18 protein-coding genes are annotated in these 16,203 nt (G+C 42.1%); 7 read left to right on the forward strand and 11 right to left on the reverse strand.

Going from position 1 to position 16,203, the window contains the following annotated elements; translation table 11 throughout:
• Window positions 1–166: 166 nt before the first annotated feature.
• The 5 genes from OIT90_RS17765 to rfbF are packed head-to-tail and all read right to left on the reverse strand — an operon-like array spanning window position 167 to window position 4,948.
• Complete coding sequence (locus tag OIT90_RS17765; RefSeq protein WP_151284124.1) at window positions 167–1,096, reverse strand: putative nucleotide-diphospho-sugar transferase; 930 nt, start codon at window positions 1,094–1,096, stop codon at window positions 167–169.
• The gene (locus OIT90_RS17770) at window positions 1,097–2,287 is read right to left on the reverse strand and encodes a glycosyltransferase family 2 protein (RefSeq protein WP_247544691.1); all 1,191 of its coding nucleotides are present in this window, start codon (window positions 2,285–2,287) and stop codon (window positions 1,097–1,099) included. It lies immediately after the preceding gene.
• Window positions 2,284–3,195 (reverse strand): putative nucleotide-diphospho-sugar transferase, encoded by a 912-nt coding sequence (locus OIT90_RS17775; RefSeq protein ID WP_126681368.1) that lies wholly within the window; start codon window positions 3,193–3,195, stop codon window positions 2,284–2,286. The genes OIT90_RS17770 and OIT90_RS17775 overlap by 4 nt, the downstream gene beginning before the upstream one ends.
• Before the next feature lie 12 nt (window positions 3,196–3,207).
• Window positions 3,208–4,179: a GDP-mannose 4,6-dehydratase gene (locus tag OIT90_RS17780; protein WP_039177044.1), complete on the reverse strand. Its 972-nt coding sequence runs from the start codon at window positions 4,177–4,179 to the stop codon at window positions 3,208–3,210.
• Between the two features lie 4 nt (window positions 4,180–4,183).
• Window positions 4,184–4,948: a glucose-1-phosphate cytidylyltransferase gene (rfbF, locus tag OIT90_RS17785; RefSeq protein ID WP_039177042.1), complete on the reverse strand. Its 765-nt coding sequence runs from the start codon at window positions 4,946–4,948 to the stop codon at window positions 4,184–4,186.
• A gap of 355 nt (window positions 4,949–5,303) precedes the next feature.
• Here rfbF and OIT90_RS17790 point away from each other — a divergent pair, with 355 nt between their 5' ends.
• A complete protein-coding gene (locus tag OIT90_RS17790) occupies window positions 5,304–5,453 on the forward strand; it encodes a DUF1540 domain-containing protein (RefSeq protein WP_072367870.1) in 150 nt (49 codons plus the stop codon).
• 200 nt (window positions 5,454–5,653) lie between these two features.
• Window positions 5,654–6,733 carry a DUF3900 domain-containing protein gene (locus OIT90_RS17795; RefSeq protein WP_058837821.1) on the forward strand — a complete coding sequence of 360 codons (1,080 nt, stop codon included), beginning with the start codon at window positions 5,654–5,656 and terminating at the stop codon, window positions 6,731–6,733.
• Between the two features lie 64 nt (window positions 6,734–6,797).
• On the opposite strand, the gene OIT90_RS17800 is transcribed toward OIT90_RS17795, so the two are convergent.
• Window positions 6,798–8,000, reverse strand: a complete 1,203-nt coding sequence (locus OIT90_RS17800; RefSeq protein WP_039177037.1) for an MFS transporter — start codon at window positions 7,998–8,000, stop codon at window positions 6,798–6,800.
• 103 nt (window positions 8,001–8,103) lie between these two features.
• Between OIT90_RS17800 and OIT90_RS17805 the strand changes: the two genes are divergently transcribed.
• Window positions 8,104–9,012 carry a LysR family transcriptional regulator gene (locus tag OIT90_RS17805; protein ID WP_039177035.1) on the forward strand — a complete coding sequence of 303 codons (909 nt, stop codon included), beginning with the start codon at window positions 8,104–8,106 and terminating at the stop codon, window positions 9,010–9,012.
• A 32-nt stretch (window positions 9,013–9,044) separates the two neighbouring features.
• On the opposite strand, the gene OIT90_RS17810 is transcribed toward OIT90_RS17805, so the two are convergent.
• Entirely contained in the window at window positions 9,045–9,524 is a 480-nt protein-coding gene (locus OIT90_RS17810) for an aminoacyl-tRNA deacylase (protein ID WP_039177033.1), read from the reverse strand.
• A gap of 145 nt (window positions 9,525–9,669) precedes the next feature.
• Here OIT90_RS17810 and OIT90_RS17815 point away from each other — a divergent pair, with 145 nt between their 5' ends.
• Window positions 9,670–10,869 (forward strand): MFS transporter, encoded by a 1,200-nt coding sequence (locus tag OIT90_RS17815; RefSeq protein ID WP_126681369.1) that lies wholly within the window; start codon window positions 9,670–9,672, stop codon window positions 10,867–10,869.
• A gap of 17 nt (window positions 10,870–10,886) precedes the next feature.
• On the opposite strand, the gene OIT90_RS17820 is transcribed toward OIT90_RS17815, so the two are convergent.
• The gene (locus OIT90_RS17820) at window positions 10,887–11,618 is read right to left on the reverse strand and encodes a MurR/RpiR family transcriptional regulator (protein WP_039177027.1); all 732 of its coding nucleotides are present in this window, start codon (window positions 11,616–11,618) and stop codon (window positions 10,887–10,889) included.
• A gap of 197 nt (window positions 11,619–11,815) precedes the next feature.
• Between OIT90_RS17820 and OIT90_RS17825 the strand changes: the two genes are divergently transcribed.
• The gene (locus tag OIT90_RS17825) at window positions 11,816–13,144 is read left to right on the forward strand and encodes a 6-phospho-beta-glucosidase (protein WP_039177025.1); all 1,329 of its coding nucleotides are present in this window, start codon (window positions 11,816–11,818) and stop codon (window positions 13,142–13,144) included.
• Between the two features lie 34 nt (window positions 13,145–13,178).
• Here OIT90_RS17825 and OIT90_RS17830 read toward each other — a convergent pair whose 3' ends face one another.
• The gene (locus tag OIT90_RS17830; protein ID WP_072367875.1) at window positions 13,179–13,826 is read right to left on the reverse strand and encodes a DUF3885 domain-containing protein; all 648 of its coding nucleotides are present in this window, start codon (window positions 13,824–13,826) and stop codon (window positions 13,179–13,181) included.
• Between the two features lie 113 nt (window positions 13,827–13,939).
• Here OIT90_RS17830 and OIT90_RS17835 point away from each other — a divergent pair, with 113 nt between their 5' ends.
• Window positions 13,940–14,140, forward strand: a complete 201-nt coding sequence (locus OIT90_RS17835) for a hypothetical protein (protein WP_064497696.1) — start codon at window positions 13,940–13,942, stop codon at window positions 14,138–14,140.
• 10 nt (window positions 14,141–14,150) lie between these two features.
• Here OIT90_RS17835 and OIT90_RS17840 read toward each other — a convergent pair whose 3' ends face one another.
• Window positions 14,151–15,062: an NAD(P)/FAD-dependent oxidoreductase gene (locus OIT90_RS17840; protein WP_474892797.1), complete on the reverse strand. Its 912-nt coding sequence runs from the start codon at window positions 15,060–15,062 to the stop codon at window positions 14,151–14,153.
• 63 nt (window positions 15,063–15,125) lie between these two features.
• Window positions 15,126–15,563: an Rrf2 family transcriptional regulator gene (locus OIT90_RS17845; RefSeq protein WP_072367867.1), complete on the reverse strand. Its 438-nt coding sequence runs from the start codon at window positions 15,561–15,563 to the stop codon at window positions 15,126–15,128.
• Window positions 15,564–15,747: 184 nt separating this feature from the next.
• On the opposite strand from OIT90_RS17845, the gene OIT90_RS17850 reads away from it, so the two are divergent.
• Window positions 15,748–16,119: a hypothetical protein gene (locus OIT90_RS17850; protein WP_064497694.1), complete on the forward strand. Its 372-nt coding sequence runs from the start codon at window positions 15,748–15,750 to the stop codon at window positions 16,117–16,119.
• Window positions 16,120–16,203: the final 84 nt, after the last annotated feature.

Below are 16,203 nucleotides of genomic sequence, written 5' to 3' on the forward strand. Positions count from 1 at the left end.
TTTAGCCCTTTGTCTTCTTTTCAGCGTGATAGAAAACCTTTGCAGTCTAGGAAGGACGAGCACTGGCGCGGAGCGAATTGAACATTCGTGAGCACCAGCGCGCAGGACTGACAAAGAATGCGAGGGTTTGTCTACACGCAGAAACCGCTCAATAAATGAGCGGTTTTCATCTCTCATAAAAATGCGTGTCAGGAACATGCTTCTTTGCAATAAACCCTTGCTTAAATTCCGGAAATACCTTTTGCACCTGTTTGATTTTTCGATGAATCAAGTCAGCATAAGGAATATACAGGTGATCCACAAGCTTTTGTTCTGTCATATAGTAATACCAATTCAGATTAAAGGTCTTCTCATCAATGATCGTAAAGGCAGAAAAATGATAGAACAAAAGTGGACATTCGTCGAGATACATATCCCCTTTTACAACTGAAAGCTTGTAGTTTTCAATGTTCCAAATCGCCGCATTGGCTCCTTTAGATGTAACGATATGAACCCCTTCAAAATCATCAACCCATCTTTCCACATATCGCTGATCTCCATACGTCTTTTTTTCTGTATCCATTTCTACTGTACAATGTGCAAGACAGTTTTCTTTCCATTGCGTGACTGCCTGTTTGGCAACATCTGTGTTACGACAGCCTACAAACCCAGTATTAAAACGGCCAGACAACTCGTAATAACGATAGAACCGCTCGGAATTCATATGATCCGTTAAAAATAAATGAGCGCTTGGATTCTCTGCAAAAATCGCCTCTGGATCATGATAAAAATACAAATCTGTATCCAGATGGGCAAGATAATCCGCATCTGAGGACTCAAGAATTTTGAGCAGAAAAGCAGGCTTTAACGTCCAGCAATACTCATGGAACGTTCGATCTTCTTTTGCCTTTCGCAGCGTGTCATCTTCAATGTCCTCAAGCTGTTCATATTGAACATGCGGATGAGGGAACTCCCTTAACACCTTATAAGCCAAAGGGTCTGCACATAAAACGGACAGCTTGAAGGCATGAGCGTTTTGTTCAAGCGAATGAATCAGCGCCAAAAGCTTAAAGACATGGGTATTCGACACAATGGTTGTAAAGTGATAAGACGCCATTTACAACACATCCACTTGGAACAAATCAACGCGCAACAGCTCTTTCGTCAGCCCTTGAATGGCTTCTACAAGTACCGTGCAGCCATACTCCTGCCGTGCAAGCTGCGCGGCTTCTGCCAGCTTTTTCAAAGGAACATGCTTGGCTGTCAGCATATCTTTTTTATCGCGTTTGATGCCTACATTCCGCTCTGTGATCAAGTGAATCAGTTCTAAAAAATAAGATAACAGGTCATCAAATGCTGAATTCTCACGCAGCTGCCGAACTTCTTTCACAATATCATTTGTCACAGTATGAGAAAACGGACCGGAGAAAGCCAAATGGACATCAATAGAATCAATATTGTTGTACTTCTCACACATATACAAAATGTTGTATTTGATGTCATCAAACGACGTTAAATTACTTGGATGCTCTTGATGCACGCTCATGATATCCTCTCGCAATTCAAAGGAGAGACCAAGCTGATGCAGACGAATCCCTAAATCATAATCCTCAAATCCGTACCGAACGATATTTTCATCAAACATCCCTAGTGCCATGACATGCTTCCGTTTGACAGAGGAGTTATTTGTAATAAAAAATCGCCATGGCAGCTCATAAGAACCTAAATCATAGTGGTACGTATTTAAAATGTCTTTCAGGATATCTATAAACTCAGACTGCAAATCGAAACTTTTCTCAAGAAATGCACCATTTTCGACTTCTTCCAATGATAAAAGAGGCGTTTTGTCCTCCATTTTCCGTTTATACAGCCCTTGCTTTTTCAACCGCTTCATATGATCCTTATCAAAAGCTGTGTAAAAATAGCGATAAATCCGCTTCCAGCACACACCGCAAATAACGAGATCCTCCCTGTCAGCATGGGCCTCTGCATGCTTTTCAATAAATCTCGGTTCTGCCAGCATATCACTGTCATGGAAAATGAGCAGATCTCCCTCCGCCTCGCGAATGGCATGATTACGCCCCTTTGCAATCCCTTGATTGACAGGAATACGCACCTTTTTAAACGGAAAGTTCACTTCAATGTTCTCGAGCATTTCCATCGTGCCATCTGTTGAGCCATTATCGGCAACAATGACCTCAAATGGAATATCTGTTTCCTGAAGTGTTAAGGAAAAAAGGCTTCCTTCTAACCGCTCTTTGGCATTATAGCTTGGAATAATGACGCTCACCTTTGGCTTTTCGTTCATGCGTCATCCTCCTCCCGTTTGGCATATCCGTTAAACAGCGGATCGACCTGCTCCACAGATTCAATCACATGGCGAAGCACTTGCCGATAGGCTTCTTGGAAAAACGGCAGGTCATTTCGTCCTTTTTCATGAATTTGCTGCATCTCATCCTTGCTCACAATCCGAAAGCCGCTGAAATGATAGCAAATGAGCGGGTGCCCATCCTCCAGAAGAATACGTCCATTCTCCTCCCGATAAGAATGCTGCCCATAGTTCCAATGACCAATATTCACACCTTTTGTCTCAATATCTTCTACATTGTCAAACAGCCTCGGCATATGATCCAGATATCCTTGATCGCCAAACTTGCCTTCTCCCGGTGCATTTTTACATTCTTTTAAGCATTCTTCTTTCCACCAGCTGAGGCATTTTCGTCCGGCTTCATCTCCTTTAAAATGCAGAAAGCCTGAATTATAGCGGCCTAAAAGCTTCTGAAGCATCTTCACTTCCTCAGCATCAAAGCTTGGAATGACAATATCCCCTCTTGAAATTAAAACAGAGGCATTCGGCTGATGTTGAAAAATAACCTGAGGGCTCTCATAAAAGAATAAATCCGCATCAAGATAAGTCACGCTCTCTGCCTGCTCCTGTTCAAATAACCACTCAATCCAAATCGGCTTTAAGGTCCAGCAATATTCCGATGCATCCCGTTCCTCTTTTTTCTCTAGCAGCTCAGGTGTTTCGAGCTCCCGTACATGAACAAGATCCACATGCGGAAAATTCATTTGATGAAGCAAATCAAATGCAGCATCATCCATACATAACGTCTTGATGACAGCATCATCTTCTACTTGCTTCAACGATAAGAAAAACGCAATGGCTTGATAAAGTCTTCCACTTGAAAGAACCGTACAATATATGCTGTTCATCTTTTTACACCTCTATTTTTGAAAGAATTCGCGGTACCATTCAATCGTCTTCTCTAAACCTTCATCAATGGAGTAGTCAGGCTTCCAATCAAGCAGCTTTCTCGCTTTCTCTGCCGACAAATATTGATGCTTAATCTCATGTGTTCCTTGGTTCAAAATACGAGGCTTCAGCTCACTTCCCATTGCCTTTAAAATCTTATCCACAAGGTCAAGCACTGTCAGCTGAATTTCGTTACTAAAGTTAAAGGCTTCTCCCGCCAGCCCTTTTTCCTCCATCTTCTCAGCTAGCAGCAAATAAGCCTTCACTGCATCTTCAATGTAGAAGTAATCACGAATAAATGTCCCGTCACTTCTAATTTCCGGCGCCTTCCCTTCTAACACAAGCTGAATGGTTTGCGGAATGATTCTGTTGAAATTCAAATCTCCGCCTCCGTATAAATTACCGCAGCGTGTAATACAAACCGGAAGACCATATGTGTTGTAGTACGTATGAGAAATAAGATCTGCACAGCTCTTCGAGACATCATACGGATGTTTCCCGTTTAATGGCATGTCTTCATCATATGGAAGCTGCTCTTGATCACCGTATGCTTTGTCACTTGATGCCACGATCACTCGTTTGATCAGCGGCTGTCTTCTGCAAGCCTCCAGTACATTCCATGTCCCTAAGATATTCGCTTCAAATGTAGAAACAGGATGTCTATTCGCGACCCCAACAATGGCTTGGGCAGCCAAATGGAAGACGGTGTCAATTTCATATTCTCCTAACGCACGTTCAATCGTTTGCATATCCTCTAATGCGCCTTGCACCACATTCATTTTTTCAAATTGACTGCCTTGATATAAATTCGATCGAGGCACCTGATCACGCACAAGGCCAGTCACGTTTGCCCCTTGATCAATCAATTCCTTGACGAGATAGCTCCCTAACAGCCCTGTACATCCAGTTACAAATACGTTCTTTCCATTCCAAAATCCGCTCATGCTGTCACCAAACCTTCCATGGTTGTTTTCCATCTGTCCACATGTCGTTGATTTCCTTCAGGTTTTTATACGTATCAATTGCTGTCCAAAATCCGTGATGCTCATAAACGGCAAGCTCTCCATCATCCGCTAGGTTTTGAAGAGGCTCCGCTTCAAACACGCATTGGTCATCGTCTGTCAAATAATCAAATACCTTTGGAGACAACACAAAAAATCCTCCATTGATCATCCCGATACTGTCTGTCTTCTCAGAGAAGGATTGTGCCATCCCGTTATACACCTTCAGTGTCCCGTACTGGGACTTCTTTTCAATGCCTGTGACAGTCGCAGCTGCACCAAGATCCTGATGACGTTTCAGCAAATGAAACATATTGATATTGGCCAGTCCATCACCATACGTCATCATAAAGGTCTCATCACCGATGTAATCCTGTGCCTGCTTTAATCGTCCGCCTGTCATCGTATCTTCACCTGTATCTAAAAAGGTGATTTTCCAGTTCTCCGATTTCCCTAATAGCTTCATTTCTCCTGTCGCCATATCGAGCTGCATGCTGTGGTGCTGCCAGTCGTAGTTTAGAAAGTACTCTTTGATCTTCTCTCCTTTATAACCAAGCAATAGGATAAATTCGTCTACACCGTAATACTGATAGATTTTCATAATATGCCATAGAATAGGCCGATCTCCGATCATAGCAAGTGGTTTAGGAAGCGCTTGTGTGACCTCACTCATTCTCGTTCCCTTTCCTCCGCAGAGAATGACTGCTTTCATCTTCTCCCCTCATCTCTCTATGAAGATTTTTGATTAAAACCCTATCTTTATGCGGAAAATCAGTACATGTACCCTCATACTTTGTCCGACATCAGGTTTTGAATCTACTCTATTCATATGTCGAAATGAGAGAGTGTGCCACCTAGCATTTAACTATTTTTACAAATAAAAAAAGAGCGAGATTCATATTCTCGCTCTTTCAAAGTTTAAATTGTATATTTTCAGGGTAGATGGTATGATAAACATGTGCATAATCAGCACAAACAGCCTCTTTCTATAAAGAGACTACTAGATTTGAATGAATTCAAGTGGCAGCTTGCTTCATTCTCAATATGAATCACGGAGGTGAATTCCCATGGCACAAAACGTTCTTTGTGAAGTGAACTCTTGCCGTTTCTGGGCTGAAAACAGCTGTACCGCTTCTACCATTAAAATTGGTAAAAACACGATGACTGAAGTGACTCGCAATACTGAAACTGATTGTGAAACATTTGAAACAAAATAATCTATTTTTCTCTGAGATGAAGGAACTGGCAGGTTCCTTCTTTTCTTTTATCATTCTATCAAGAATGATAATTATTATCAAGTGTTTTTCAATAAACATTTCTCGGGAAATAATGACACGATATTTCTCCATTCGTTGACGATTTTCACTCCTTTTTCTATACTCAACATATCCGAAGAAGAAAAAGTGGTGACCAATCAATGGATTTTACGATACGTTTTCTATCATTCTTTGTCGTAGAAATCGAAGGCAAAGATGAAGAAGCAAATAAACGATTTAAACATTATCAAACACTAGATCAAGAGGAATTTGAACAAAGTGAGCTGAAGGACTTTTTAGACGGTGAGCTGAAAAAAATCGTCAAACGAAAAGTGGACAGACACCCTAAATCTGAACAAGTACCGACCAAAATTGGCCGATTTATTGTAGAACCCGGTCATGAGCTCGATTCAAACCCAAACTACAACCTATTTCATCAAACGAGATTTGCAGATACAAAAGAATTGTTTAATGAATGCAGTGAACAGTTTGTTCGCACATATTTAGATACAAGTGCTGTCAGAGGCGGCGTTTTTTTAGTGGCTTCTGCCGTTCCTAAAAAGTACTTCGACGATTCCTTTGTCTTTATTATGAAATGCGATTTCGAGCAGAAAGTGGCTTCTATCGCTGATACATCTACCTTGATCAGAAAAGTCGAAATGGCCATTACAACAAAAAACATGAAATCAATTCAATACCCGTTTATGCCAGAAGAGGGCATGACTGAGGAAGCGGAAGTGAAAATTCACCAATCCTCACACGCTCGTTATTTTGAGGACTTTTTGAAGTTCGTCGAGTACGGTGAATCCATGCCTGAAATCATGAAATCACAGGTCATGAATATGGTACAGGAACAGGTTTTTGAAACATTACAGGATGAAAGTGAAGAATTAAAGCAGTTTGAAGAGGATCTTGAAATATGGGAAGCGAGTGAAAAACGAGAAATTAGAGAAACACTCGATACAGAGCAGGTCACACAAGCAGCCTCCCATATTGTTGAACAAACTCCTGATATCACAATGAAAATGCGTCTAGGCGAGACGGAAATCAAAGGTCTTCTAGCAGACTTTGGCCACTCGATCCATATTGCAAAGCTTAACAATCGATATGTCGTGCTCGTTGAAGCAGATCAAATCGTCTTCGAAAAAGGAAGCACACCTGTTGAGTTTCATAAACCAAATGGGTTAAAAGAGGTGGTCAGCCAGCTGACGCAAAAAGCCTATGATTCAGATGTAGAATAAGAAACCATGACTGCCTCTTGCATTCAGCGCAAGAGGCAGTTTTTTTGTATAAGACCTGAATTTATTATGCTGGATCAGAAGAAACATGCAGCTCCCTGCCTCTTGCCCACATGCTGACAAGCAATAAGCTTATGATGAGCATCAGCCAAAAGACGCTGCTTGATCCAAAAAACTGAATCATCGTATATCCGAACAAGGGTCCTAAAGCAGCTCCCATATCTTGAACAAAGGAATAGCTTGCGAGGAAGCGGTTTTTATCGGTTTGAGCAGAGGCTTTTTGAAAGGCAAGCGTATCCGTTAATGTCGTTAAGACTGTTGACAGCAGCTGGATCAAAAGCAGCATCACAAGAAACCAGCCGCTGACCTTCAGCATGACCGCCAGAAGACTAAGACATCCAAATGAAAGAAACATCCAGCAAAGCGTTCGTTCCTTCATCACAAGGCCATCAAACCATCTGCCCGTTTTCGGTGCTACAAATGGTTCCCACCCCCATCTGAGCGCTTGAATGATGCCACTTAAAGCAGAAGCTCCGATGACAAAGCCGAACAGAGCAAATTCACCATCACCGATCCTTGCTTCAATGACATGACTGAGTGTTGATGCGAATAACCCTTGTATCACAAGTGCGATCAGCATACCTGTCATTAAAACTTTTACAACATCTCGTGCAAGCCACCGCTGTTTGATGACTTGATACACCTGCCCCTCTTCTCCCTTTTCAATCTCATCCAGAGAGACATAAAAAATGACCCCTAGCAATGTGAGTAAACCAAAAACAAGCGTCATGGACTGGAAGCCGATCAGGCTGGCAAATATTCCGCCAAATAACATGCCAAATAAACTGCCAAGCCGGTAAAGCCCATTGTAAATGCCCGTATAATGCCCCTGTGAGCCTTCGTCCATCTCAGCAATTAACCTCATTCCACTCATACGCAATAACGTCCATGCCAGCCCCCAAGCGCAGCGGCAAATCAGCAGCAGCCAAAAACCGCTCACACCATATAGCATCGTGGTTACTGATGCAATCAATATAGCGATCAATACACCTGTTTTCATTGGGACAAACCGATAGAGCCACCAAACGACAGGCGTTAGCGGGATGCGGATGAATCGGTTGATGGACAGTAGCAGCCCAACCTCCCAAATAGATGATAAACCAATCTCTTTCCAATAGATCGGAAGAACAATATAAAGCATTGAATCCCCAATCAGTGCAAATGCTGTGATAAGCGATATTGACACCACTTGCTTTTGACGATGATCCATTTTCCCTTCCCCCTTCGCTATCTTTACAATAAGGGATGCCTTATAATAAATCTAATGAATGTTTTTGATTGAACCATCAAAATAATTGATAGGTGGTGCAAAGTTGAATTTACATGCCCTTCGAATTTTTGCAAAGGTCGCAGAAACAAAAAGTGTTACACAAACAGCAGACGTGCTATCTTTGACACAGCCAGCTGTGACGGCTCAGCTTAGAAGCATTGAAAGTGAGATCGGGTTCCGTCTTTTTAAACGAAATGGCAGAGGGATTACACTTACGGAAATGGGGAAAATTCTATACCCTTATGCCAGGCAAGTATTCGAGGCTGAAAAGGAAGTAGAATATCAGATTGCACTTTTACAAAACGGAAAAAAGGGGCGGCTCCGCATCGCTTCTACCTATGTACCACTCAACTTTTTATTGCCAGATTGGCTCGCTGCTTTTAAAACAGCTTCATCCGAAACGGAAATTGAATTAAAAAGTGGAAACTCCGCTCAAGTTTTAGAAAGCCTGCTTCAATATGAATCAGATGTGGCCATCGCTGTGATCGAGGATTTGCACCATGAAGAGATTCTCACCTCTCATTTAACGAATTTAAGCTATGATTTTATTGTCCCGGCAGACCATCCATTGAACGGAAAAACCGTCCCGCTAGAGCGCCTGAGCCAGGAGCCTTTTTTGATGCGTGAAGAAGGCAGTTCCACAAGAGATAAACTTTTTTCTCTTTTTACCTCGAAAGGCATCAAAAAACCTACCGTAGACTTGCAGTTCAGCGGTGTTCATGAAGCGATACAAATGATCAAAGCTGGATATGGTATCACACTTGTTCCCCGTGATGCGGTTCAAGGTAGTCTCAAGCGGAAAGAAATTGGGCGCGTGTACATTGAAGGCATTGAGATCGTCAGACCAGTTGTTGTGTGCAAGCGGGCGAATGATCTTGAAGAAAATAGAACCGTGGATGCCTTCCTGCAAATGAAAGGTATCGGTCCATTCACTACGCCTGCTGCCAATTAAAAAAGTGCCTGCTCCAAAAACAGGCACTTTTTTTATTCGGCTGGCTGCACGATGTCAAACGGTACAGCCTTTGAGGCTTTCACTAATTGTTCTGGTGTGATGAGGATTTCATTTCCCCATTCTCCTGCTCCAACCCCTAATATCTCTTCCTCTAATAATGAAGCTTCAATGATCGTGCGAAATCCTTCTGGCTGCCAGCAAAACGGCGGAATCGAACCAATTCGATAGCCCGTCACTTCAAGAACCTTCTCCGGTGAAGCCATTTTAATATTACGGGAGCCGGCCGCTTTCTTTAGTTTCCCTGACTTAATATGCTGGTCAGCGCCAACCATCACAAGCAGCTGCTCCCCTTCTCCTGTTTCAAAGATCAATGTTTTGATCATTTGTCTTTCACGAAAACCAAGGGCTGCCGCTACATTTGCTGCTCCTTTTTCTGTTTCGGCAGAAAATGTTTTGATCTCATATGGGATGCCATGTTTGTCCAAAAAGTCATGTGCTGGTAATTTTCTCAAGTGATTGAACCCCTTTCCTTACAATGTCCTTCATTTAGCTTATCACAATCTTCTCATCCTTAAGATGTATTTTTCAATGGAAAGCCTCTGAACCCTTCATCACCATGCTATACTAAACTTGTTTTTGAAAAGGAGCCGGTTTAATATGGGAAACAAGTTTTGGTGTTATACAAGCAGTAAAAGCCTTCTCATGCTAAGTGATATTTTATTTGTGATGACGATCACGTTTGTCATTTATCAAGATACACAATCTGTTGCCTATGCGGCTGTCTTTCCGCTGATCAGAACGATATGCCAGCTATTAGCTGGGCTCTTCTCTCCTGTTTTAACTGATTACTTTCAAGCTGGCCGCCTATTGAAATGGGTCCCGCTTTTACGTCTTGGGATGCTCATCGTGTTTACAGCCCAATTTCATTTCTTTCAGCAGCATATGGTCTGGCTGTTTAGTGCACTCATTTTGATTTCCCTCACAGGCGGGTTCATCAGTCCTTTAATGCAGGCGATCATGCCGATGCTTGTGCCAGCAAATCAGCTTGTGAAAGCAAACAGTACAGCGTCAATATTTTATCAAATGGTTCAAATCGCCGGCTATTCGTTCACTGGAATGCTCGTCCTATGGATCGGGCCATTTTATTTAATGTGGATCACTTGTGTCATGATTGTGTTGTCTTACCTATTTTTCATCCCTGTCTTTCCTCTTCTCAAGCAAGAAGAGACGGTTCGAAAAGCAAATAAGACGAACAGCTTCAAAGATGGCTGGACGATCATTTGGACAAATAAAACGGTGCGCACCCTGACCTTTATGGATGTTTGTGAAAATATTGCGGGTGCTGTATGGATCGGGGCAATTACGCTTGCCTTTGTCACACATGATTTAAAGCAAGGTGAGGAATGGTGGGGCTTTATCAATGCCGCTTATTATATCGGCACCATTCTAGGCGGTCTCTTAGCTGCATGGATGAGTCAATTTATTCAAAAACAGCTTCTTCTCTTTATGGCAGCTGGGTCATTCATTTATGCAGTGCTGACTATTGTCTATTCACTGAACAGCCTGCCATGGCTTGCTTTGCTGCTTTGTATTTTGATGGGGCCTGCTTATCAAATTCGTGATGTTTCGCAGCAAACCATTCTTCAAACGGAAACACCTGTCCAAGATTTATCAAAGGTGTACTCAGCTCATTACGTCCTTTCTTCTGTATCTGTCGGTTTATCTATTTTCTTTGTTGGATTGATTGCGGATGCATATGGGGCGAGGTCTGTGTATTTGCTAGGCGGTCTGTTTGTGCTCGTCTGTTCTGGTATTGCCATCCTTTCTTTTATGAAGCAGAAAAAAGAGAGCAGCTGATTCATGCAGCGGCTCTTTTACTTTTCTTTTAACATCGCGAACATGTCACGGGCCATTGCTTCTAAAATATACACAACTGGCGTCTGTGTGGTGATATTGGCTCTGTGTACCCGCTCATCTGTGACGTAGTAGGCAATATTTAAATCTGAAATGCGCGAAATCGTGCAGTGCTGGTTATTCGTAATACTAATGATTGTGCTGCCTTCCCTTTTTAACTTTGAAATATGATCGATCGTAATACTGTTCTCCCCTGATACAGACAGCACAATGGTGACACTATTGTCTAAATACTGCATATTCATCGGGAAAAATGGATCATTGATGTAAAAGGAAAATTTCTCAAGACTTGAAAAGTACCTCGCCCCATACTGCGCCAAAATGCCAGAACTGCCAGTCCCGATAAACAGCACATTTTTTGCCTCAGCAATGAGTTTCGCTGCCTCCTTAATTTTCCCCTCAAAGTCTCCCTTTAATGTTCGTTCAATAAATTCATATAGAAAGTGCTGTGTGCTTTTTAAAGAAGGTGTCTGCTCTGATTCTAAATACATTTTGAGCTTCACTTTAAACTCTGAAAAGCCTTCACAATTTACTTTTCGGCAAAAACGAAGGACAGACGAGGTGGAAATATGTGCAGCATCTGCAAGGTCTCGAATTCTCATGTACACGACCTTTTCACTGTTTTCCATGATATATCGGTATAAAGCGCTTTCTAGTTCATTAAAGCTGGAAATGACCTCACTTGAAAACATCTGACTTCCCCTTTCTCCAACAACATGTCACATCGTGTTTCTTTTATGTAACAAATCTCTAAATAGGGCACCCTTGCCTAAAGACGCTGAAGTCATTTACGCATGAGATGCTCTCACGATAAGCTATAGATGTACAAAATAAAAAAGACTTTTCTCTATTATAACATTGCGCGTTACATTATTCGGAGGTGCAGAGCATGGCAAAAGGATTAAAGGTTGTCACAATTGGCGGAGGATCAAGCTATACACCAGAGCTTGTCGAAGGATTTATTAAACGATACGATGAATTTCCGATTAGCGAGCTTTGGCTCGTTGATATTGAAGCGGGAAAAGAAAAGCTTGAGATCGTAGGAAATCTTGCAAAACGCATGGTCAAAAAAGCAGGACTTCCAATCGAGGTTCATTTAACATTAGATCGTAGAAAAGCGCTTGTAGATGCTGATTTTGTTACAACACAATTCCGTGTCGGACTTCTTGAAGCACGTATGAAGGATGAACGCATTCCTTTAAAATATGATGTCATTGGTCAAGAAACAAATGGTCCAGGGGGTCTATTCAAAGGACTTCGCACCATTCCTGTCATTCTTGATATTGTCAAAGATATTGAAGAGCTTTGCCCGAATGCATGGCTTGTGAATTTCACAAATCCAGCTGGTATGGTCACTGAAGCCGTACTTCGTTATTCAAACCATCGAAAAGTCGTTGGCTTATGCAACGTGCCAATCGGCATTCGCATGGGAATCGCCAAAGGGCTTGATGTCGACGCAAGCAGAGTCGAAGTCAGCTTTGCTGGATTAAACCATATGGTCTTTGGACTCAATGTATTCTTAGACGGCAAAAGCATCATGGATCAAGTGATCGAAGACATGGCGGATCCAAACTCCAGCATGTCGATGAACAACATTCAAGCGATTCCGTGGGATGCTGATTTCTTAAAAGGGCTTGGCGTTATTCCTTGTCCATATCACCGCTACTACTACAAAACAAGTGATATGCTGGCTGAGGAAAAGAAAGCAGCAGCAAACGAAGGAACTCGTGCAGAAGTCGTTCGCGCATTAGAAAATGATCTGTTCGAGCTTTACAAAGACCCTGATCTAGACATCAAGCCGCCACAGCTTGAAAAACGAGGCGGTGCCTACTACAGTGATGCAGCTTGTAACTTAATTGCATCCATTTATAACGATAAACATGACATTCAGCCTGTGAACACAATTAACAATGGCGCCATCAGTGACATTCCAAATGATTCTGCCGTTGAACTCAACTGCGTTATCACAAAAGACGGTCCTAAACCAATCGCTGTTGGTGAAATGCCGGTCGCTGTCAAAGGACTCATTTCTCAAATTAAATCCTTTGAACGTGTAGCTGCTGAAGCAGCCGTGACAGGCGATTACAACACAGCCCTTGTCGCAATGACCATTAACCCGCTTGTCCCATCAGATGCTGTTGCAAAAAGCATCCTAGATGAAATGCTAGAAGCACACAAAGAATATTTGCCACAGTTTTTTAATAAAGTAGAAGCATAAAAAGAAACCGCACTTGTCGAAAGTGCGGTTTTTCTTATTTGGCTGCAAACAGCCGGTCCATTTGATGACGATCATAGTCTAATAGCCAGTGCTGTAAGCCTTCATAGACTGGGCGTAGACGCTCAGCATCTGCCGCAATGAGATCACAGCCTCTATCATCATATAAATGAAAAATCATTTTTTTCGAGACATTCATTAGGTAAATTTCATATCTAAGCTTCCCCTTCAAAATTTGATTCGGTGCATAGAAGTCCTCCTGGCAGATCGCATGGAGAAGCGGACGCAATCGAATGTCTTGCAGCTGGCATTTGAGTGTAAATCTCTCTAATGTCAGTGAATCTTCTATTTCTGGACGTACATAAGTCAAAAGCTCGTGGCGCAATCTGTTCCTTACTTGCCGATGCACATATTTTTGATAGACAAGGAGCTTTCGCTTCGTTAATTCAAGTTCATGATCTGTATACACATCCGTCACAAGCAGCATCTCGTCTTCTGGATCAAAAGCATATTTCACAATCTCTAAAGCACGATCTCCCGCTTTTTCTAATACAATCGATTCTTTTCCTAATGACCAATCTGCCACTTCAAACCGAAGCCCAATAGGCCACTCATAAAAAAGAGGCGGCGTGAGGACAAGATCAGGAAAATGACTTTTTAAAAAGCTATTTGTTTGATCGCTCATGTCATGTCCTTCCATTGATTTTATTTCTTATTTTACCGTTGAAACATATAGGAAAACAATTGGAAATTAACTGTCATTTCTTATATGATAGAAAGAGATGGAGGTGTGACCAATTGAAAAAATGGTTTTTACAGGTGTTCCTCACCGCATTGATCACGATGTGGATACAGACTGGACTTGATCAGGCGAACATCATTCATATCACCAATGTATGGGTCGATGCCAGCAGCTGGATCCTGATCTTCTTTGTGATCTACGCACTTTTTGAATGGACAGCTCACGTCTTAGCAAAACAGAAAACCGCTCATCGCTGAACATCTCTTTTCATAGAGATGTTTTTTCCTGAAACTTTTCTTGCACAAGTTCATGAATGACGCCCATTCCTGCCTGACTTCCAGCTGCTGCTGCGAGAACTAACTGAGCAGGACCGCCTAAATTATCACCACATGCAAAGACACCACTGACGGTTGTACGTCCAAGAATATCTGTTTCAATCCCTGCATTCTTCGTCATTTGACAGCCAAGCTTTTCAGCAAATGGGGCTGACTGCTTGAATTCACTTGCGACAAAACCGCCTTCCCTTTTTACTGTCTCCCCATTTGCAAGCTGGAGAGAGCGCAGCTCACCATTGTCATGATCAATCGATACAATAGGCACATCAATGACTTGAATAGAATGCTCCGTCAGAAGTGACTTGTCCTCTTCAGCCAAACCGTGCCCATTCGTAAACACGATCAAATCCTTTGTCCAATTGGATAGAAGCTTAGCCATATGCAAGGCTCTCTGATTCTCCGCAATAAGGGCAAGCGCTTTATCCTTTAATTCCCATCCATCACAGAAAGGGCAGCTAAACAACGTTTTTCCATACACATCATGAATTCCTTCGATCTCTGGCAATATATCCTGAAGTCCAGTTGCCAAGATGATTTTTTTCGCTTCGAATGTATCCCCTTCGTGTGTCAGTAACGTAAAGAATTCCTCTCGCTTTTGTATATCATTAATTCTACTTCGTTTGATTTGGATATTAGGGTATTTTTGAAGATCTGCCTCTCCGGTTTGTCTGATCTCAAACGGTGTCATTCCATCGTTTGTAATAAATCCATGTGATTCCTGAGTCACTCGATTTCTTGGCAGCTCGTCATCAAATACAATGACCTGCTTTCTGCCCCGGCCCACAACAAGTGCTGCACCTAATCCGGCTGGCCCGCCTCCGATAATCGCACAATCTAATAACATATCAATCTCTCCTTTTATTCAAGACTTTAAAGACTTTTAATATCTATAATTAGTTCAAAAAAATCACATCTTGAAAAATGGATTTTTTTCTGTCTGCTCAATTTGGTTCGCAATATCAATTAACCGTTTTTGACTTAACGTCTCCTGCATTTTCGTTTCCACATCCTGCATGACTTGTTCAATCAAACAGCCATCATGGGGCATGAAGGAGTCATGCTCTAAAGAGCAGCGAAATAAATTCGTTTGTCCTTCTACAGCATGAATGACATCTAAAAACGAAATGTCTTCCTTTCGTTTGATAAGGGTGTATCCTCCCTTTGCACCAGGTGTTGATTCAATCAATCCCGCCTTCACAAGCTTTGTTAAAATTTTGGATAAATAGGTTGGTGAAAGATCTTGCATCTTAGCAAGTGGCTCAACGCCAATCGCTTTACCCTTTGGCGCAATAGTTAAAAACACCATCGTATGTAGCGCATAGTTGGTCGCTTTAGAATATTTCATAAGGAAGCTCCTTTCTATCTATTATAGACCTTTTATATCTGTAATTGATCATAGATGATTCAAGAGAAAAAAGCAAGTACTGTGGATCTGCTCCTCTTTTCATTCCACATTTCACATTTCCTTCCGATAATAGAAGTAAGCACGGAATAAAGTTTTGCTTGAAAACGAGAAGGAGTGAAGAAAAATGTCAGATCAACAGCACAATGCAGCACACGAAGAAGAAGAGGAATTTAACGTATACGACATGCTACCGCCCGCAGGTACAATCATCGGAGAAGCAACAGAAGAAGAAATGGAAGCCGCAGCAGCACTAGAAGTGAGACATGTCGCGTTCATGCGCCTTCAAGATATGTACATTCAATTTGACGGCTCGTCTTACAAAGACTTATTAAAAGACTTCCAAGAATTCGAATTGGATTCCACAAAATTCTGGAGAACCATTGCTAGACGTCTTCAAATTCCATACGAATGGCCAATCCGAATCGACCACGCAAACGGCCCTATTTATATTGGTGAAACTGAGGATAGCCGTGAGGTTGAGGAGAGTGCGGAGTAAGGAATGACGGGCCCCTTTTGGTAAGGGTTCTTTTCGTCTCCATCACAATAAATAAGCAATATGAGCGCTGTCACGCCCATATTG

It is taken from the genome of Bacillus sp. ABR (assembly GCF_056172715.1).